This window comes from Paraburkholderia phenazinium (genome assembly GCF_900100735.1).
In the GTDB taxonomy this organism is placed as follows: Bacteria; Pseudomonadota; Gammaproteobacteria; order Burkholderiales; family Burkholderiaceae; genus Paraburkholderia; species Paraburkholderia phenazinia.
The window spans coordinates 210,547-229,825 of sequence record NZ_FNCJ01000009.1 but is presented as its reverse complement, the minus strand read 5'-3'; the positions used below and the strand labels follow the sequence as shown (position 1 = coordinate 229,825).

Annotated in this window: 17 protein-coding genes; 12 read left to right on the top strand and 5 right to left on the bottom strand. The window is 61.8% G+C overall.

The annotated features are described in order from the left end of the window. Window position 1 precedes the first annotated feature (1 nt). From cyoB to BLQ92_RS21155, 6 genes are all read left to right on the top strand, one after another. Complete coding sequence (cyoB, locus tag BLQ92_RS21180; RefSeq protein ID WP_090686484.1) at window positions 2-2,011, top strand: cytochrome o ubiquinol oxidase subunit I; 2,010 nt, start codon at window positions 2-4, stop codon at window positions 2,009-2,011. Next, window positions 2,011-2,619, top strand: coding sequence for a cytochrome o ubiquinol oxidase subunit III (gene cyoC, locus BLQ92_RS21175; protein ID WP_090686483.1), 609 nt, complete (start codon window positions 2,011-2,013; stop codon window positions 2,617-2,619). The genes cyoB and cyoC overlap by 1 nt, the downstream gene beginning before the upstream one ends. After that, window positions 2,620-2,952 carry a cytochrome o ubiquinol oxidase subunit IV gene (gene cyoD / locus BLQ92_RS21170; RefSeq protein ID WP_090686482.1) on the top strand — a complete coding sequence of 111 codons (333 nt, stop codon included), beginning with the start codon at window positions 2,620-2,622 and terminating at the stop codon, window positions 2,950-2,952. Window positions 2,953-3,084: 132 nt separating this feature from the next. Then, entirely contained in the window at window positions 3,085-4,521 is a 1,437-nt protein-coding gene (locus tag BLQ92_RS21165; RefSeq protein WP_090686481.1) for an aldehyde dehydrogenase family protein, read from the top strand. 173 nt (window positions 4,522-4,694) lie between these two features. Then, entirely contained in the window at window positions 4,695-5,885 is a 1,191-nt protein-coding gene (locus BLQ92_RS21160) for an NAD(P)H-dependent flavin oxidoreductase (protein ID WP_090686567.1), read from the top strand. Window positions 5,886-5,960: 75 nt separating this feature from the next. Beyond that, window positions 5,961-6,617, top strand: coding sequence for an OmpW/AlkL family protein (locus BLQ92_RS21155; protein ID WP_090686480.1), 657 nt, complete (start codon window positions 5,961-5,963; stop codon window positions 6,615-6,617). Window positions 6,618-6,806: 189 nt separating this feature from the next. Here the strand turns inward: BLQ92_RS21155 and BLQ92_RS21150 are convergent, their stop codons facing one another. Continuing rightward, window positions 6,807-7,010 carry a DUF1289 domain-containing protein gene (locus BLQ92_RS21150; RefSeq protein ID WP_090686479.1) on the bottom strand — a complete coding sequence of 68 codons (204 nt, stop codon included), beginning with the start codon at window positions 7,008-7,010 and terminating at the stop codon, window positions 6,807-6,809. A gap of 421 nt (window positions 7,011-7,431) precedes the next feature. On the opposite strand from BLQ92_RS21150, the gene BLQ92_RS21145 reads away from it, so the two are divergent. The 5 genes from BLQ92_RS21145 (at window position 7,432) to BLQ92_RS21125 (ending at window position 12,739) form a co-directional block, all read left to right on the top strand. Further along, a complete protein-coding gene (locus BLQ92_RS21145) occupies window positions 7,432-8,532 on the top strand; it encodes a polyamine ABC transporter substrate-binding protein (protein WP_425194906.1) in 1,101 nt (366 codons plus the stop codon). A 100-nt stretch (window positions 8,533-8,632) separates the two neighbouring features. Beyond that, window positions 8,633-9,799, top strand: a complete 1,167-nt coding sequence (locus BLQ92_RS21140; RefSeq protein ID WP_175772203.1) for an ABC transporter ATP-binding protein — start codon at window positions 8,633-8,635, stop codon at window positions 9,797-9,799. After that, window positions 9,796-10,725 carry an ABC transporter permease subunit gene (locus BLQ92_RS21135; RefSeq protein WP_090686478.1) on the top strand — a complete coding sequence of 310 codons (930 nt, stop codon included), beginning with the start codon at window positions 9,796-9,798 and terminating at the stop codon, window positions 10,723-10,725. The genes BLQ92_RS21140 and BLQ92_RS21135 overlap by 4 nt, the downstream gene beginning before the upstream one ends. Beyond that, entirely contained in the window at window positions 10,725-11,543 is an 819-nt protein-coding gene (locus BLQ92_RS21130; protein ID WP_090686477.1) for an ABC transporter permease subunit, read from the top strand. Before BLQ92_RS21135 ends, BLQ92_RS21130 begins: the two co-directional genes overlap by 1 nt. Window positions 11,544-11,701: 158 nt before the next feature. After that, entirely contained in the window at window positions 11,702-12,739 is a 1,038-nt protein-coding gene (locus BLQ92_RS21125; protein WP_090686476.1) for an IS481 family transposase, read from the top strand. A 56-nt stretch (window positions 12,740-12,795) separates the two neighbouring features. Here BLQ92_RS21125 and BLQ92_RS21120 read toward each other — a convergent pair whose 3' ends face one another. From BLQ92_RS21120 to BLQ92_RS21110, 3 genes are all read right to left on the bottom strand, one after another. Beyond that, a complete protein-coding gene (locus BLQ92_RS21120; protein WP_090686475.1) occupies window positions 12,796-14,199 on the bottom strand; it encodes a methyl-accepting chemotaxis protein in 1,404 nt (467 codons plus the stop codon). Window positions 14,200-14,594: 395 nt separating this feature from the next. Continuing rightward, window positions 14,595-15,566: an alpha/beta fold hydrolase gene (locus BLQ92_RS21115; protein WP_090686474.1), complete on the bottom strand. Its 972-nt coding sequence runs from the start codon at window positions 15,564-15,566 to the stop codon at window positions 14,595-14,597. A gap of 50 nt (window positions 15,567-15,616) precedes the next feature. Then, window positions 15,617-17,131, bottom strand: coding sequence for a flavin-containing monooxygenase (locus BLQ92_RS21110; protein ID WP_090686473.1), 1,515 nt, complete (start codon window positions 17,129-17,131; stop codon window positions 15,617-15,619). A 202-nt stretch (window positions 17,132-17,333) separates the two neighbouring features. Here BLQ92_RS21110 and BLQ92_RS21105 point away from each other — a divergent pair, with 202 nt between their 5' ends. Further along, window positions 17,334-17,969, top strand: coding sequence for a TetR family transcriptional regulator (locus BLQ92_RS21105; protein WP_090686472.1), 636 nt, complete (start codon window positions 17,334-17,336; stop codon window positions 17,967-17,969). Window positions 17,970-18,064: 95 nt separating this feature from the next. Here BLQ92_RS21105 and BLQ92_RS21100 read toward each other — a convergent pair whose 3' ends face one another. Continuing rightward, window positions 18,065-19,237: a tetratricopeptide repeat protein gene (locus BLQ92_RS21100; RefSeq protein WP_090686471.1), complete on the bottom strand. Its 1,173-nt coding sequence runs from the start codon at window positions 19,235-19,237 to the stop codon at window positions 18,065-18,067. Window positions 19,238-19,279: the final 42 nt, after the last annotated feature.

Below are 19,279 nucleotides of genomic sequence, written 5' to 3'. Positions count from 1 at the left end.
CATGTTCGGAAAACTGACACTTTCGGCGATTCCGTTCGATCAGCCCATCATCATGGGCGCGGGCGCCCTGATGGCGATCCTCGTCCTTGCCACGGCCGGTGCGCTAACGTGGTTCGGCAAATGGAAATGGCTGTGGAGCGAGTGGCTCACCAGCGTCGATCACAAGAAGATCGGCGTGATGTATATCGTAGTCGCCGTCCTGATGCTGCTGCGCGGCTTTGCCGACGCGGTCATGATGCGTCTGCAACTGGCGCTCGCCTATCACTCGCCGGGCTATCTGCCGCCGCATCACTACGACCAGATCTTTACGGCGCACGGCGTCATCATGATCTTCTTCATGGCGATGGCGCTGATGGTGGGCCTGTTCAACCTGATCGTGCCGCTGCAGATCGGCGCGCGTGACGTGGCGTTCCCGTTCCTGAACTCGCTCTCGTTCTGGATGACCGCGATCAGCGCGATCCTGATCAATCTGTCGCTCGTGATCGGCGAGTTTGCACAGGTGGGCTGGCTCGCGTACCCGCCGCTCTCGGAGCTGCAGTTCAGTCCGGGCGTAGGTGTGGATTATTACCTCTGGAGCCTGCAGTTGTCGGGCGTCGGTACCCTGATCACCGGGATTAACTTTTTCGTCACCATCATCCGCATGCGCGCACCGGGCATGTCGCTGATGAAGATGCCGGTATTCACGTGGACCGCACTGTGCTCGAACGTGCTGATCATGGCGACGTTCCCGATCCTGGCCATTGCGCTCGCGCTGCTCGGTCTGGACCGCTACGCCGGCATGCACTTCTTCACGAATGACGGCGGCGGTAACGCCATGATGTATCTGAACCTGATCTGGGCCTGGGGCCACCCCGAGGTCTACATTCTGGTTCTGCCGGCCTTCGGCATCTATTCGGAAGTGATTTCGACGTTCGCGAAGAAACCGTTGTTCGGCTACAAGACCATGGTCTACGCTACCTGCGTGATCACGGTGCTGGCCTTCCTCGTCTGGCTGCATCACTTCTTCACGATGGGCTCCGGCGCAGACGTCAACGCGTTCTTCGGCATTATGACCATGGTCATTGCCATTCCGACCGGCGTGAAGATATTCAACTGGCTGTTCACGATTTATCGCGGCCGCCTTGAATTCACCACCCCGGTGCTGTGGACGATCGGCTTCATGGTGACCTTCACGATCGGCGGCATGACCGGCGTGATGATGGCGATCCCTGGCGCGGACTTCGTGCTGCACAACAGCCTGTTTCTGATCGCTCACTTCCATAACGCGATTATCGGTGGCGTGGTGTTCGGCTATCTGGCCGGTGTCCACTACTGGTTCCCGAAGGTGTTCGGCATCAAGCTGAACGAGAAGCTTGGCAAGGCCGCATTCTGGTTCTGGTTCATCGGCTTCTATGTGTCGTTCATGCCGCTCTATGTCCTCGGTTTCATGGGCATGACGCGCCGCCTGAATCACTATGACAACCCGGCGTGGCATCCCTACCTGATCGTCGCGGCTTGCGGCGTGGTGCTGATCGCGCTGGGCGTGGTTTGCCAGGTGCTGCAGGTGATCGTTAGCGTGCGCAATCGCAAGCTGCCGGAGTATCGCGACGTCACGGGCGATCCGTGGGATGGCCGCACGCTGGAATGGGCCACCTCGTCGCCGCCGCCGGTCTACAACTTTGCGACGATCCCTGTGGTGCATGAACTCGATGCGTTCACGCACATGAAGGAAACGGGGCAGGGTCTTGGCAAGGAAGGGGTGTATCACGCCATCCATATGCCGTCGAACACCAGCGCAGGTTTCTTTATCGGCATGTTCAGCCTGTTGCTCGGCTTTGCCGGGGTGTGGCATATCACGTGGCTCGCCGTGGCAGCGCTGGTCGCCATCATGGCGACGGTGATCGGACGTAGTTTCGGCGATAACGACGGCTATTACATCTCGGCCGAAACGGTCCGCGAGATCGAACTGAAGGGCGGCAGGGCAAGCGAAACGAAGCATGACGGGCGGTTTGCCGCTGCGGAGGTCAACTGATGTTGCAAAAAGCTAATCTCGCCACGCCAGGCGAACTGGAACACGAGCACGCGCCATCTCACTCGGTATTCGGGTTCTGGCTCTATCTGATGACCGACTGCGTGCTGTTCGCATCGCTATTCGCTGTGTTTGCCGTGATGGCGCATCAGTTTGCCGGTGGGCCAAGCGGCAAGGATCTGTTCGACATCCCGGGCGTCGCAGTGGAAACGGCGGTGCTGCTGTTGAGCAGTATCACGTACGGCTTCGCGATGCTGGGCGCACACAAGCGCAAGTCGGGCGTCGTGCTCGCGTGGCTGGCGATCACGTTCGTGCTGGGTCTGGCGTTTCTGTGGTTCGAAGTGCAGGAGTTTTCGCACCTGATCGCCGAAGGTGCCGGGCCGAGCCGTAGCGCGTTCCTGTCGTCCTTCTTCACGCTGGTCGGCACGCACGGCTTGCACGTGACCGTGGGCCTCATATGGATGGTCGTGCTCGCGGTGCAGATCGTCCTCAAGCCTGAAATGTCCGAGCGCGAGATCACGCGCCTCGCCTGCCTGAGTCTCTTCTGGCACTTTCTCGACATCGTATGGATCTGCGTGTTTTCGTTTGTCTATCTTGGGAGCGTGCTCTAAATGGCTCATACACATTCGTTTCATGAAGAGGAGGCGCACGGCAGCGCGCTCGGCTATATCGCCGGGTTTGTGCTGGCGGTGCTGCTGACCGCCGCGTCGTTCGGGCTCGTCATGCGCGGCATGCTGCCCCCACAGGCTGCGATGGGCGCACTAGCCGTGCTGGCGCTCGTGCAGATCGTGGTTCATCTGGTGTTTTTTCTGCACCTGAATACGTCCTCGGGCCAACGCTGGAATGTGATGGCGCTGGTCTATACGGCGGTGGCCGCACTGATCCTGGTCGACGGGACGGTGTGGGTGATGCATAACGTCAGCATGAACATGATGTCGCGCTAACGCTTGTATGCAGGCTGCGTGGGATGTGGCGCTCGAGTCCTGCCGCAGCAGATAGATTAGGTTGTTGGCTCGAAGTGCCGCGTCCTGTCACCGGGTAAAATAAATCCATTCCCCCGGAGACAGGACGCAACAATGAAAATCTACGAGCACCTCTATATCGACGGTCAATGGATCAAGCCGGCCGGCACAGGGACGATCGACGTGATCGACTCGGGCACGGAAGAGATCATGGGCCGTATCCCCGAAGGCATCGAAGCCGATGCCGAAGTGGCCATCAACGCGGCACGCGTCGCCTTCGACGCGTGGGCCGCGACCCCCGCGCAGGAACGTAGCGTCTTCCTGCAGAAGATTACCGCCAACCTCAAGGCACGCACCGACGAACTGGCTGGCCTGATCAGCGGCGAAGTCGGCATGCCGCTCAAACTGGCGCGTGCGATTCAGGTCGGCGGCCCGGTCTATAACTGGGGCGCTTACGCGAGGCTCGCCAACGAGTTCCAGTTCGAAGAGCGGGTCGGCAACTCGCTGGTCGTACGCGAACCGGTCGGCGTGGTCGCGGCTATTACACCGTGGAACTATCCGCTTAACCAGGTCACGCTGAAGGTTGCCGCTGCGCTTGCGGCCGGCTGCACCGTCGTGCTCAAACCGTCGGAAGTGGCGCCGCTCAATGCTTTCGTGCTCGCCGAGGCGATTCATGAGGCGGGCTTGCCTCCTGGCGTCTTTAATCTCGTGAGCGGCTACGGGCCGGTGGTCGGCGAAGTGCTGGCGAGCCATCCGTCGGTCGATATGGTGTCGTTCACCGGTTCGACGCGCGCCGGCAAGCGGGTCGCGGAACTGGCGGCGGCGTCGGTGAAGCGCGTCGCGCTCGAGCTTGGCGGCAAGTCGGCCGCCGTGCTCCTCGACGATGCGGACTTCGCTGCCGCGGTCAAAGGCACCGTGAGCGCCTGCTTCCTGAACGCAGGTCAAACCTGTTCGGCTCACACCCGAATGCTGGTCCCGGAAGCCCGTTACGAGGAAGCGCGCACGCTCGCCAAACAGGCGGCCGAGAGTTTCGTCGCAGGCGACCCGCGCAGCGAAACGACGCGGCTCGGGCCGCTCGCCTCGGCCGTGCAGCAGGCTCGCGTGCAGCAGTACATTGCCCGGGGTATCGAAGAGGGCGCGGAGCTGGTGACGGGCGGCACAGGCCTGCCTGAGGGCGTATCGAAGGGCTTCTTCGTGAAGCCGACCGTGTTCGGCCGGGTCCATCCGAAGGCGACTATCGCCCAGGAGGAGATATTCGGGCCAGTGCTCTCGATCCTCACCTACAAGGACGAAGAGGAAGCCATCCGCATCGCCAACGATTCGCCGTACGGTCTCGGCGGCGCTGTCTGGTCGGCAAGCGACGAGCGCGCCGCGAAGGTGGCGCGCCGCATCCGCACGGGGCAGGTCGACATCAATGGCGGCGCATGGAATATGGCCGCGCCGTTCGGCGGCTTCAAGCAGTCGGGCCACGGGCGCGAGAACGGCAAGTACGGGCTCGAAGAGTACCTGGAGTACAAGTCGATGCAGTTCAAGGTCGACAAGCCGGCTTGAACCGTTGTGTAGAGGACGCGCTGCCGCTTCGGCAATGACGTTAAGCCTTCCATGACACTGCTCAAGCGGGCGCGTATCCACTCGGGTACGCGCCCGCTTTGTTTGATCTGCCGCAATATGCGTGCCGCCCCATTGGCGAGTATCGACGTTTTATCTCGTCGACGCGGGGCAACATGTACTCATCTCATTCCTTTGCACCTCTGGTCATTCGCGGCCGTACGCTGCTGCCGATCGTTCAAGGCGGCATGGGGGTCGGCATCTCGGCGCACCGGCTGGCCGGCAGCGTGGCGCGCGAGGGCGCGCTGGGCACCATCGCCAGCATCGATCTGCGCCACCATCACGCCGATCTGGTGGAACAGTGCCGGGCCAATCCGGTGCGGGCGACACTCGAGGCTGCCAATCTCACCGCCCTCGCACGCGAAATCCAGGCAGCCCGCGCCCTGAGCGAAGGGCACGGCATGATCGCGGTCAACGTGATGAAGGCGGTCAACGCCCACGCCGACTATGTGCGGGTTGCCTGCGAGAGCGGAGCGGACGCGATCGTGATGGGCGCCGGTCTGCCGCTCGACCTGCCGGATATGACGCAAGGCCACGATATCGCGTTGATCCCGATCCTCTCCGACAGCCGCGGCATCGCCCTCGTGCTGAAGAAGTGGCTGAAGAAGGGGCGCTTGCCCGATGCGATCGTGATCGAGCACCCGGCGCACGCCGGCGGTCACCTCGGCGTGACGAACCTCGCGGACATGCACGATGGCCGCTTCGACTTCGCGCGGGTGTTCGACGAGCTGGAACCGGTCTTCGCCTCGCTCGGCCTGAGCCGCCAGGACGTGCCGCTTATCGTGGCGGGCGGCATCAATAGTCACGAGGCCGTGCGCGACTGGCTCAATGCGGGCGCCAACGGGGTGCAACTCGGCACGCCGTTCGCGGTGACCGAAGAGGGCGACGCCCATCCCAACTTCAAACGTGTGCTGGCGGAGGCGACCCCGGAGGACATCGTCGAATTCGTCAGCGTCACCGGGCTCCCGGCGCGTGCCGTGAAGACGCCGTGGCTGATGCGCTATTTGCGTAACGAGACGCGCATCCGCGACAAGCTCGGCGCAGTGAAGAACGCCTGTCCCACCGCACTCGAATGCCTGAGCGTATGCGGCTTGCGCGACGGCATCGAAAAGTTCGGGCACTTCTGTATCGACACCCGGCTTGCCGCGGCGTTGCGTGGCGATGTCGCCAACGGCCTGTTCTTCCGTGGACGCGAGGCGCTGCCATTCGGCAATGCGATTCGCAGCGTGCACGACCTGATCGAGCTGCTGCTGACCGGTGTAGCGCGACCGGCTGTCGCAGGGCGTTGGGCGTTTTCGCTCGGTTGACCAGGGTCAACGCGGGGAGGGCTCGGACATTCGACAATCCCCGCAGCTTTCAACGACCGACGACCGGGGATCAACATGAAGAACAAGATCAAAACCACTATCAAAGCCGCAGCCATCGCCTCTTGCCTGTTGGGCTTGGGATTGTCCATGTCGCAGGCTCGCGCGGCCGGCGATGACGACATCAGCGGCATTCACGCAGGCGACGTGCTGGTTCGTTTGCGGGCCATCAGCATCATTCCGAACGTATCGACCAGCAACACGCTCTCGGCACTGAATGTGGGTGTCAACAACGCGATCGTGCCGGAACTGGATCTGACCTACATGATCCGCGATTATCTCGGGGTCGAACTGATTCTGGGTACGTCGCGTCATCAGTTGACGTCGAGCCTCGGCAATCTGGGTGGCGTGAACGTTTTGCCGCCCACCTTGCTGCTGCAATATCACTTCAATCACCAGGGCCGCATCCGCCCGTACCTCGGTGCGGGTGTGAACTATACGTATTTCTATAACAATGGGCTCAACGTCAACGGCCAGCCGATTTCGATCACCAACCACAGCTTCGGGCCGGCCGTGCAGGCTGGCGTCGATGTGCAGATCACGAAGTCGTTGTTCGTCAATGCGGACATCAAGAAGATCTGGATGAGGACCGACGCGTCGCTGGGCGGTACCTCGCTGGGCAGGCTGGATATCGACCCAGTTGTGGTGGGGCTCGGGGTCGGCATGCGCTTCTGAGCGCCGCGGCGGCGGGGCCGGTTCAGGCCGGAGGCCCGCTGGCCGGCACGACTCGCCATTCAGGCAGGGTCACAAGCAGGACCAGCAGGACCAGCAGGACCAGCAGGACCAGCAGGACAGAACGCCGGGCATCCCGGCGTTTTTCTATGGAGCGTCCGATTTCGAGCGGGGATCAGGACGACGGCAGCCTCACAGCTTGTCGTACTTGAAGCGCATCGCCGTGCCTTCCTGTTCGATACGCACCCACACCGCTCGTTTTTCCTCATCGGTCAGGAAAACCCAGTTCGACACCTCGGTCGCCGTGCGTCCGCAGCCCTTGCAGACTTCGTCGAAAAGCGTGGAGCAGACGCCGATGCACGGGCTATCCGGAAGAGCGTGGAGATTCGAAGCCATCGAAAACCTTGGAATGGGAAGCGGGAAAGTGCGGCTATGTTAGCCGATGCCGGACCTTCGTCCCGAGCCGGACCGCTTCGACCGGCCGGGATTTCTTACAAATTGGCTTCATTGTCTGTCGAAATCCGCCTATGCAAAGCACTTAAAAGGCCATCTAAAACGCGGCGTTAGCGAGGGTGTTTTTTTCAGGTAGACATGCGCCGATAACCGGCTAAAATTGCGCGCAATTTTGTCTCCGCGCGGCAAGCTGGCGTGGTCGCGCAAGCCGCATACGCTGTACCCTTTGCGCGACAGCCTGGTATTTTTTTTGAAGCGCGCAATAATTAGTGGTAGTTTTCGGGTTTTTCAGGGGAGCCGCGGGCGGTACGCTGCGGCGATTGGAGTGGACGGTCGGCTGAGGCTGACAGGATCGGAGAACGGGATGAATAAACTGGTGGTGCGCCGGCTGGCGGCGCTGATGCTGTGTGCTACGCCGTGGCTGACGGCAGCAGCAAAAGATACGCAACTGAACGTATATAACTGGTCCGACTACATCGCCAAGGACACGATCCCGAACTTCACCAAGCAGACCGGCGTTCAGGTCAAATACGACAACTACGACAGCGACGACACGCTTCAGGCCAAATTGCTCACGGGCAACTCCGGCTATGACATCGTCGTGCCGACCAGCAATTACGCTGGCAAGCAGATTGCCGCGGGCATTTTCGCCCCGCTCGACAAATCGAAGCTGCCCAACCAGAAATACCTCGATCCCTCGCTGATGGCGCTCGTCGCCGGCGCCGATCCGGGCAACAAATATGCCGATCCGTGGGCCTACGGCACGACAGGCCTCGGCTACAACGTCACCAAAGTCCAGCAGATCCTCGGCAAGGACGTGCCGCTGAACAACTGGGACATCCTCTTCAAGCCCGAATACATCTCGAAGCTGAAGACCTGCGGCGTCTCGGTGCTGGACGCGCCTGACCAGATGTTTGCAGCGGCGCTGCACTACATCGGCAAGGATCCGATGAGCACGAACCCGGCCGATTACCGCGCCGCGCTCGAGATGATGAAGAAGATCCGCCCGTACATCACGCAGTTCAACTCGTCGGGCTACATCAACGACCTGGTGGGCGGCGACGTCTGTTTCGCCTATGGCTGGTCGGGCGACGTGGTGATCGCGAAGCACCGCGCGGTCGAAGCGAAGAAGCCGTACAAGATCGAGTACTACATCCCGAAGGGCGGTGCCCCGGTCTGGTTCGATGTGATGGCGATTCCGAAGGACGCGAAGAACAAGGAAGCCGCGCTCGAGTGGATCAACTACATCGAGACGCCGCAGGTCCACGCCGCGATTACGAACGAGGTCTACTACCCGAGCGCGAACCTTGAAGCGCGCAAGTATGTCGACAAGGACGTGGCGAACGATCCGGCCGTCTATCCGCCGCCTGAAGTCATCAAGACGCTGTTCTTGCTGAAGCCGCTGCCGCCGGAAATCCAGCGCCTGCAGACGCGGCTGTGGACCGAGTTCAAGTCCGGCCGCTGACGCCTGCGGCCACAATGATCAGCAGCCAGGCATCATCCTGAAGCCCCCGGTGAACACCCGGGGGCTTTGTTCGTCAAACGCGGGAGTGAAGTAGCAAATCATGAGCAGTGACCAGTCGGGTGCGCTGGCAGGGGCCGGCACGCCGCCCCCGGGCAGCTATGCCGTTGCGAACGACGCAGCGGAAAACTTCGTGCAGATCGTCGATGTCGTCAAGAAGTTCGGCGAGACGGTTGCGGTCAAGCAGGTGAACCTGTCGGTGAAGAAGGGCGAACTGTTCGCGCTGCTGGGCAGTTCCGGCTGCGGCAAGTCGACGCTCTTGCGGATGCTGGCGGGTCTCGAGAGCGTGACCTCGGGCAAGATCCTGATCGACGGCGAGGACCTCGCGCAGATGCCGCCGTATCGGCGGCCGGTCAACATGATGTTCCAGTCGTACGCGCTGTTTCCGCACATGACGGTCGAGGCGAACGTCGCCTTTGGCCTGAAGCAGGAAGGCGTGCCGAAGGCCGAACTGAAGGAGCGCGTGCAGGCGGTGCTCGAGCTGGTGCAAATGGGGCGCTTTGCCAAGCGCAAGCCGCATCAGCTCTCCGGTGGCCAGCAGCAGCGAGTGGCGCTCGCGCGCAGCCTGATCAAGCGGCCCAAGCTGTTGCTGCTCGACGAACCGATGTCCGCGCTCGACAAGCAGATTCGCCAGCGCACGCAGATCGAGTTGGTCAACATTCTCGACAAGGTCGGCGTCACCTGCATCATGGTGACCCACGATCAGGAAGAGGCGATGACGATGGCCGGGCGCCTCGCGGTGATGAGCGAGGGTGAGATCATCCAGCTCGGCACGCCGCACGAGGTGTACGAGTACCCGAACAGCCGGTTCTCAGCCGAATTCATCGGCTCGACCAATCTGTTCGACGGCACGGTGGTCGAGGACGAACCCGATCACGTGTTCATCGAGACCGCCGACCTGCCGGTGCGCCTCTACGTGAGCCACGGCATTACCGGACCGCTCGGCATGCCGCTGACGATCTCGGTGCGGCCCGAGCGCATCGCGCTGACGCGCAAGCCGCCCGAGGGCTCTTACAACTGGGGCAAGGGCGTCGTGACGAATATCGCCTACATGGGCGGCTATTCGCTGTATCACGTGAAGCTCGACAGCGGCAAGATGGTGGTGGCGAACGTTACGAGTCTGGCGCTCTCCGAGATCGATCCGCCGACGTGGGGCGACGAAGTCTATGTGCGCTGGAGCGCTTCTGCGGGAGTGGTGCTGACGTCATGAAGAGCACGCTGAGTTCATTTGCGTCGTGGCCGGTGCGGCGCTTCGGCCTGACGGGCCGCACCGCCGTGGTGGCCGGACCGTTCATCTGGCTGCTGCTGTTTTTCCTTGTGCCGTTCCTGCTGGTCGTGAAGATCAGCTTTGCCGATCTGCAGCTTGGCATTCCGCCATACACGGAGCTGACCAGCTTCCAGGATGGCGTGCTGCATATCGCACTGGACCTGTCGCACTACGCGTTCCTGCTGACCGACAGCCTGTACTTTGCGACCTATGTGAATTCGGTGGTGGTGGCGGCGGTGTCGACGCTGCTGTGCCTGCTGCTCGGCTACCCGATGGCGTACTACATTGCGCGCTCGAACCCGGCCACCCGCAACATCCTGATGATGGCGGTGATGCTGCCGTTCTGGACGTCGTTCCTGATTCGCGTGTATGCGTGGATCGGCATCCTCAAGAACAACGGTTTGCTGAACAACTTCCTGATGTCGATTGGGCTGATCCATACGCCGATCGAGCTGTATCACACCAACACCGCGGTCTATATCGGCATGGTGTATTCGTACCTGCCGTTCCTGGTGATGCCGCTGTACGCGCACCTGGTGAAGATGGACATCACGCTGCTGGAAGCCGCATACGACCTGGGCGCGAAGCCATGGAAGGCGTTCTGGCAGATTACGCTGCCGCTGTCGAAGAACGGGATCATTGCGGGCTGCCTGCTGGTGTTTATTCCGGCGGTGGGGGAGTACGTGATTCCTGAATTGCTGGGCGGAGCGAATACCTTGATGATTGGCCGCGTCATGTGGAATGAGTTTTTCGACAATGCCGACTGGCCGATGGCGTCTGCTGTGACGTGTGCAATGGTGTTGCTGCTGCTGGTGCCGATGGCGTTGTTCCAGTACTCGCAGGCGAAGGCGCTGGAGGAACGACGCTGATGAAGCCGAACCGGATTTTGCAGATTATTGCGCTTGGGATTGGGTTTCTGTTTTTGTATATCCCTATTGTTAGTCTGGTGGTGTATTCGTTCAACGAATCGCAACTGGTGACGGTGTGGACGCATTTCTCGACGCGCTGGTACGCCGCGCTGTTGCAGGATGATGAGCTGATTGCGGCGGCGTGGTTGTCGTTGCGGATTGGCTTGATGACGGCGTTTGCGTCGGTGTTTATTGGCACATGGGCGGGGTTTGTGCTGGCGCGGATGGGGCGGTTTCGGGGCTTTACGCTTTATACCGGGATGATCAATGCGCCGCTGGTGATACCTGAAGTGATTCAAGGGATCTCGTTGCTGCTGCTGTTCATTGAAATGGCGAAGTGGCTCGGCTGGCCGGCTGGACGTGGGGTGTTCACGATCTGGATCGGGCACGTGATGCTGTGTATTTCTTATGTGGCCATCATCGTGCAGTCGCGGGTGCGGGAGTTGCATCCATCGCTTGAGGAGGCGGCTCTTGATCTAGGGGCTACGCCGTTGCGGGTATTCTTCTTTATTACGTTGCCGTTGATTTCGCAGGCGCTTGTTGCTGGGTGGCTTTTGTCGTTTACTTTGTCTATCGACGATCTTGTGCTGTCTGCGTTTTTGTCGGGGCCTGGGTCGACTACTTTGCCGCTGGTTGTGTTTTCTCGTGTTCGGTTAGGGTTGAATCCTGAGATGAATGCGCTTGCTACGTTGTTTATTGCTGTTGTTACCGTTGGGGTTATTGTTGGGAACCATTTTATGCAGCGTAGTGAGAGGAAGAGGATGGCTATGGCGGTTTGATGCTTTTTTTTGCCTGCGCGCCGCGCAGGCAAAAAAGCATCAAATGTAGTGAACTAGACTAAATCTGACAGTGGTTGGTTTTTTCATGCTGACGCGCAGTGGCGCGAAGGGCGTAGCCCGTAGCGGCAATGCGCGCCGCAAACAGCAAGGAGTCCGCCATGACTCAGGAACAGAAGGTCATCCGTGGCAAGGTCGGCATGCTTGAGCTTGCCCGACAGCTCGGAAACGTCAGCCAGGCCTGTCGCGTGATGGGTTACTCGCGCGACAGCTTCTACCGGTTCAAGGAACTGTACGATCGAGGTGGTGAAGCCGCGTTGCAGGAGATATCCCACCACAGACCGCTCCTCAAGAACCGCGTCGATCCACAAGTCGAGGCCGCCGTGGTTGCACTGGCCCTCGAATTGCCGGCCCACGGTCAGATCCGGATCTCCAACGAAGTCCTCAAGCGCCACGCGCTGTCGGTCTCGCCACAGGGTGTTCGTAGCATCTGGCTGCGCCACGACCTGGAGACCATGAACAAGCGCCTGAAGGCGTTGGAAGCCAAATCAGCTCAGGAAGGGCTGGTGCTGACCGAATCGCAACTGGTCGCACTGGAGCGCGCAAAGCGCGAGAAGGAAGAGCACGGCGAGTTCGAATCCGAATGTCCGGGCTACTGCGGCGCCCAGGACACGTTCTATGTCGGTAGCCTGAAGGGCGTTGGCCGCGTCTATCAACAGACATTCGTCGATACCTATTCGAAGGTCGCTTTTGCCAAGCTGTACGATCGCAAAACGCCGTTACCTGCGGCCGATCTGCTGAATGACCGCGTCGTTCCGTTCTTCGATAGCTTCGGCATTCCGCTGTTGCGGGTGCTGACGGATCGTGGCACTGAATTTTGCGGCAACCCCGAGCATCATGAATACGAGTTGTATCTGGCCGTTGAAAACATCGACCACACTCGCACCAAGGCCCGGTCGCCGCAAACCAACGGAATCGTCGAGCGGCTGCACAAGACCATGCTCAATGAGTTTTACCGTGTCACCTTCCGCAAGAAAATCTACGATTCGATCAACACCTTGCAGACTGATCTTGATGCGTGGCTTGATCAGTACAACAATGAACGGGAGCATCAGGGACGATGGTGTTATGGCAAGACGCCCATGGGCACCTTCCTCGATTCGCTTGACCTCGCCAAGGAGAAACTCATTCCTCATTGACCGCTTTCACTCTATCCGCCCGACTACCTGTCAGATCGAGTTCCGGCTAATACACATCAAACCTTATACCCCATCCGAACCCCACCCCAATGCCTCCCGCCAACAAAAACAGGCGCAGAAGCATCCTTCATAAGAACAAATTGACCACCTCCCATATCCCGCCGATAAGTCTGCAACAAAAACGGCTTCGTATGGCTCGCAGCAGCCAACCCGGTCCGATCATCGAACACCCGCCGGTTCCGGCAATTCGCCGCGTTCCAAACCGGATCATCGCGCTGCGGCTGAGAAAATTTCTTGTTATGAGTCGGCAAATACCCCCGCGCATCGACCGCGGCACAAAACGCCACCCGCGGATCCAGCCCGAGCAATGGCTCCTGCACAGCCGGCAACACCCGATCGGTAAACGCAGTAAACCTCGTCATGAACTGAGGCGGGTTCGTCCCCGCAATTGGCGCATACGCCTGATCGAACAAGTCCGCCAGACTTAACTCGCCACTCGCCACAGCGCGCTCAAAAATCTTCCCGATCTTCGCTGCGGTCTCCTGCACCGCCTCGATAAACCGCGTATCCGTCGTCTCCACGCCGGTAGCGGCAGTCAGTTCGATCAGCGTCTCCGATACCCCCAGCAAATTGCCCAGCCGGTTCTTCGCCTGCACGAAGTTTTCGCTCGAATCCTCCACGCCGCTCGCCATCTCCAGCACCTGCGCTTCCAACCCCGTGCACTGACTCTCGATCTCGCCCGTCAGCGTCGCAATCTGTCCCGCCTCGGCGTTCAGTTGCGTAATCGCTTCTCCCGTCGAATGCACCACCTCGCCAATCCTGCGCGTGCCTTCCCGCACCCGGTGCGCTCGCGCCGTGTTCTCCGAGCCCTCGTTCGTCAGTTGTTCCGTCTGCTGGGTCAGTTGCGCCAGGGTGGTCTCGATCTGCCCGGTCGCCTGCGCCGTCTTCGCCGACAGGTTCTTCACTTCCGCCGCCACCACCGCGAAACTCTTGCCGGAGTCGCCGGCGCGCGCGGCTTCGATCGCCGCGTTCAGCGCCAGCAGGTGTGTCTGTCGCGCAATCAGGGAGATTTCCTCGGATACGCGGCTCACGTGCGCGAGCGCAGTCCGTAGCGCGCCTATGTGGCCTTCGATCACCGTCACGCCTTCGACCAGGCCGTGAATGTCCGCCAGCGACGCCTCCAGCGTCTGCTGCGATTCCTGCACGCCGCTCGCCACCTCGGTCGTGACGTCGCGCATCTCGCGTGCGGCAGTCGCTATCCGGCGATTGCCGGCTATCGTCTGCGCCGCGGTGTCGCGCAGCGAGCGGCACACCTGCGCCTGATGCTGTACCCGTGCCGCGACTTCCTCGACGTGGCCCGAAACGTCGCAGATCTCAATGCCCAGCTTGCCCGCCTGCGCGGCAATGTCGCCTACGATCGACGGTGCCCGGCCCACCCGGCGAAAACTAAAGCGCGTCATGAGTCTCTCCTTGATGGCGCGTGTCCGCACGGTCATCCAGGACGGATGCCGCGTCTTCTCCCTCTAATGACGGCACACCGGCCCAAGACTTGATACGGGGTATCCCGAGGTCGATATGATGTAGGTCTCGGCGCCGGCTCCTCGATAGGCGCCAGCGACCCCATACCGCTACCGCTCATCAACCGACAGAATATGATTCAAGCCTTTGCGTGCGCCGCGGGTTGGCAGCAGCTCTACCAGCTGTGGGAGCTGATTGTGCTGGCGTGCAAGTTTCTGTGGGATTTATTGCGCCTGCTAGGAGGCGGCGGCTGAGCGTACCTTCCGGCACGCGCGTCCGCAGAGGCGCGCCTGCAGAGTGGTGACCGCAGAGGCGCATCCGCGTCAGGGCATGACCCTCACGCCGAGACCTGCCCGGCGCGCACCCTGTCTCTGGCGAGAAACGCCCGCAAGTCGTCCAGCACTTGCGCGGGGTCTTCCTCCATCGGGATATGGCCAAGCCCCGGGTACATCACCGACTGCGCGCCCGGAATGCGCTGCGCGAACTCCGCTGCGTGCGCGGGCGGAATCCAGCGGTCCTTGGCGCCCCACAATACCAGTGACGGCACGTCCAGTGTCTTTAGCACGTCGGTGTCGAGATCGGCGAAATCGAGCGTGGGCACCATCTTGCCGATCGCTGCGCGCGTGCCTTCGCCATGGAAGAACTCGATATAGCGTCGCAGTACGGGCGCGGCCAGCCTGCGCGGGTCGCCATACACGTTACGCACCGCGCTTTTGATGATTGGCTCGGGCAGCCACCACGGCGAGCTGATGCGTACCAGCGCGCTGTTGAAGAGGCCAATGTAAATCGGCAGCTTCATCGGAAAACCGGCCGAATCGATCAGCACCAGCCGCTCGACCGCATCGCGATGCCGCACCGCGTAGTCCCACGAGATCAGGCCGCCGAGCGAGTTGCCGATCAGCGTCGCGCGGCCGATGCCGAGCGCCTGCACGAAGGTATCGATAAAGCGCCGGTAGGTCGGCATGTCCATCGTCTCGATTGCGCCCGAAGTGGTGCGCAGCGGTCCGGTTACGCCGAACGGCGGCAGGTCGAGGCGGATCACACGGTAGTTGCGCGCCAGTTCTTCGGCCATGCCGTCCCAGGTATGCAGCGACGACGCGAAGCCGTGAATCATCAACAGCAACTCGCCGCTGCCTTCCTCGACGTAGTGGACGTCCGTGCCCATGATCTTGACGAACTTCGAGCCGTGCTGGGTGTGGCGCTTCCTCAGGGCGTCGCGCGGCACGCTGGTAATGCCCAGGCGCGCGGCGAGCGAGCGGGGCGGCAGCGGGATGCTGTGGGCGGGTTGAGCGGTGTCGATGCTAGCCATGCTTACCTTCCTTATTTTTCGAGTTCGAAAGCGCACGTGCCTCGCATGACTCAGCGCGCGAAGCGGTATTCGTCGGCGCGCACCCGGCGGGTGCGCCTGCGGAAGCTAAAGGTGAAGCCTGGCCAGATCGCGGTGACCTTGCCGCTCTTCGTCTGGTACCAGCTATGGCAGCCGCTCATCCACACCGAGCGCCGCATGTCCTGCTGCAGGCGCTCGTTGAACGCCTGCTGGACATCCGGCCGCAGGTTCATCGTGCGGGCGCCGCGCCGCTGCAGCTCGCGCAGGCAATCGGCAATGTATTGGACCTGCGACTCGATCATGTAGATCATCGAGTTGTGGCCGAGACCGGTGTTCGGTCCGACCATCATGAAAAAATTCGGAAAGCCGGCGACGCTGGTGCCCAGATACGCCTCGGGCCCATCGCGCAGCCAGCGCGCGCTGAGGTTCGCGCCGTCTACGCCGGTGACATCGAACGGTGCGCCGGCATCGTTGACCTGGAAGCCGGTGCCGCAGATGATGGCGTCGGCTGCGTGATGCACGCCGTCTGCGGTGACGATGCCGTCCGCGACGATCTCGCGGATCGCGCTCGTCACCACCTCTACGTTCGCCTGGCTGAGCGCCGGATAGTAGTCGCTGGAGAGCAGCACGCGCTTGCAGCCAAGCCGGTAGTTCGGCGTCAGCTTGGCGCGCAGCACCGGGTCTTTGACGCGCCGCTCCAGATAGCTCAGGGCGAACTTCATCGGATACTTTGTCAGCTTCGGATTGACGACGAAGCCGATGGCGCGTGATTCGAGTTGCCAGTAGATCGCGCTGCGCACGAGGCGCTGGGTGAACGGCAGGTGCTTGAAGCACCACTGCGCTCGCGCGCCGACCGGTTTGTCGGGCCTCGGCATGATCCATGGCGGCGTGCGCTGGAACAGCGTGAGCTGGGCGACGCGCGGCTGGATCTTCGGCACGAACTGGATGGCGCTCGCGCCCGTGCCGACCACCGCGACGCGCTTGCCTTCGAGCGGATAGTCATGGTCCCAGCGGGCCGAGTGGAACAGCTTGCCGGCAAAGCGTTCGAGTCCCGCGATTTGCGGCATGGCCGGACGCGACAGCGGTCCGCTCGCGGCAATCACGATATCGGCTTCGATCGTCTCGCGTGAGAGGGGCGACGAAGCCGCGGCTGTGCATGCCATGTCGCCGTGCTCGATCTCGAGCCGCCACACCTGACGCGCTTCATCGAAGCTGGCGGATGCAACGCGCGCATGGCAGCGCACGAACTGCTCGAGTCCGTACTTGCGGATACAGTGCTTCAGGTAGGCAAAAATTTCGGCCTGCAGACCGAACGAACGTGACCACCCCGGATTCGGCTCAAAGGAAAACGAATACAGATGCGAGGGCACATCGCACGCGGCGCCGGGATAGGTGTTGTCCCGCCACGTGCCGCCGATTTCGCCCGCCGCCTCGTAAATCGTGAACGAGTCGAGGCCCATCTGCTTGAGCCGGATCGCCATGCCAATACCGGAGAATCCGCTCCCAACGATGGCAATGCGTGGCGCAGCAGGCGAGGGGGACGGCATAAGCACGAAACTCCGGATCAATGAGGGGGAGATGGCAGCACACGGCACTGAATGCCATGCCGATGCTCACAGGGAGATCGAGCGCAACGTCTACAGTTGTCTACTCTCTGTAACGCGCAGAGTAGACAACTGTGCACCTCGCGTCAAGATCGTTTACAGTGCAGACGTTGGCGGCGTATTGCGCACTGTGCCCGTGAAGACCATGGAACTCATTCCCGAAACCGATCTTGATGTTGATGTCGCGCCCGGCAAGCGCCGGCTTATCGAAGCGGCCTTGCGGCTGACGGCGGGCGGGCGCGGCTTCGCGACCCTCGGTTTGCGTGAAGTGGCGCGGGAGGCAGGCTTGAACCCGAATACCTTTTACCGGCATTTCGACACGCTCGACGACCTGGCCCGCGAAGCGGTCGAATCGGTCAGCCGGCGGCTGCGGCCGATGCTGCGCCGCGAGCGCTGGCTCGCTGCGCACGACGAGCCGCATAGCGTGCCGCGGCGCGCCTGCGTGGCGTTCTTTGCGTTTGCACTAGACAACCGGGAAGCGTTTTTAAGCGCGCTCGCGGAGTATCACGGCACTTCACCGGCGCTGCGCGAGGCGGTGCGCGCGAATCTGCAGGAGGTGTCGGTTGAAATGGCCGATGACGTCGTGCAACTCAATCTGATGCCGGCCCTCGCGCGCCCGACCGTGGACGAGATCTGCACGCAGATCGTGCTGCAACTGTTCCATCTGTCCAATGAGTACATCGGAACGGCGGCGCATCGCGAGGCGCTGATCGGGTATGCGGAGCGCTTTATCGTCCGGTTGTTTGCCGGCGCTGCAGTGCTCGAGGCGCAGCATAGCTAGCCGATAAAAGAACAGGCCCCGCAAAGGGGCCTGTCTTCGGTCTTGCTTTGAGTGCTTGCATCAGCGCTGTCTGCATGGCGCAGCAAGCAAGGCGATCAGGTATCGCTCCAGCCGCCCGAGTCGTCGTTACCCATGTCGACGCCGCCACCGCCGCTGCCGTCGTTCCAGTCGTTCGACCCCTGGCCGAAATCGAGGCCGCCGCCGTTGTTGTTGCCGTTGTCGTCATTGCTCCTGCGGCGCCGCGTTTCGTCGTCGACGATCACTTCGCGCTCACGGCCCGAATTGAGCGCTTCGCCGAGCAGCACACCCGTCAGCAGACCGCCCATGCCGCCGCCGAAGCCGCCACCGCCTTGCTGCACAATGACCTGCGGCTGTTGTTGCTGCGGATACGGGTAGGGCGCTTGCGGCGGATTGCCGAAGCGTTCCGCTTCTCGTGCGTAGGCCGATTCGCTGGAGTCGGCCGGGGCGGCCGCGTACGGATCGGGCCGGCCATCGGCGCGAGCCTTCAGGCTGGCGACGCGTTGCTCCAGTTCGTCGAGCTGATACGGCGGCAGCGGATTCTTGCCGCCGGAAAGCGTTTCGACGACGCCGCGCAACTGCTCTTCCGTGCCTTCGACTTCCTTCTCCAGCGCCTCGTGTCCCACCGCCGTGGAGAGTTTCACGTCGAGCTTGAGCGAGCGCACCGCGTTCAGCAGCTCGGTGGCGCGCTTCAACTGGACGCGGCGATCGTCGTCGGCGCGCGAGTCGTCCTGGGTGCGGGCACGGCGCAGCGTCCAGCGCAGCACCAGCGCAATCGCCCCGATCAACACGATGATGCCGATCCACATACCCATGCCCGGGCCGTGCCGTTGCGGGACTTGCGGCACCATCGGCGAGGCCTGCTGCATGGCCGTGTTCTGTTGTGCAAACGGATTGCTGGTGTGTCCGGTGGCTGCGCTATTGTGTTCCGCGTCGCGGCGGATGCGTGCTTCGGTCTGCGCGAAGCGCGTCGCGTCGGTAAAGCGGATTTGCGGATCGAGCGTCTTGGCCTGCTGGATCTGCGCGAGCGCGTCGCCGGCGCGGCCTTCCTGATCCAGCACCTGCGCATAGAGGTAGTGCGCGTGCGCGTTGTTCGGATGCGCCTGCAGCACTTCGGTCAATCCGGCGTCGGCCTGTTGCCAGTTGCCCTGAGCCATCGCGGATTCGATCTGCTGGGCGGTCGGCACGGCGAACGCCGCGGTGGACACCAGCATCAGCGACGCGAACGTGGCTGCGAGAAATTTTTTCATGTGTCGGACCGGGCGGCTTTACGCCCGTCTCCATGTCAATCG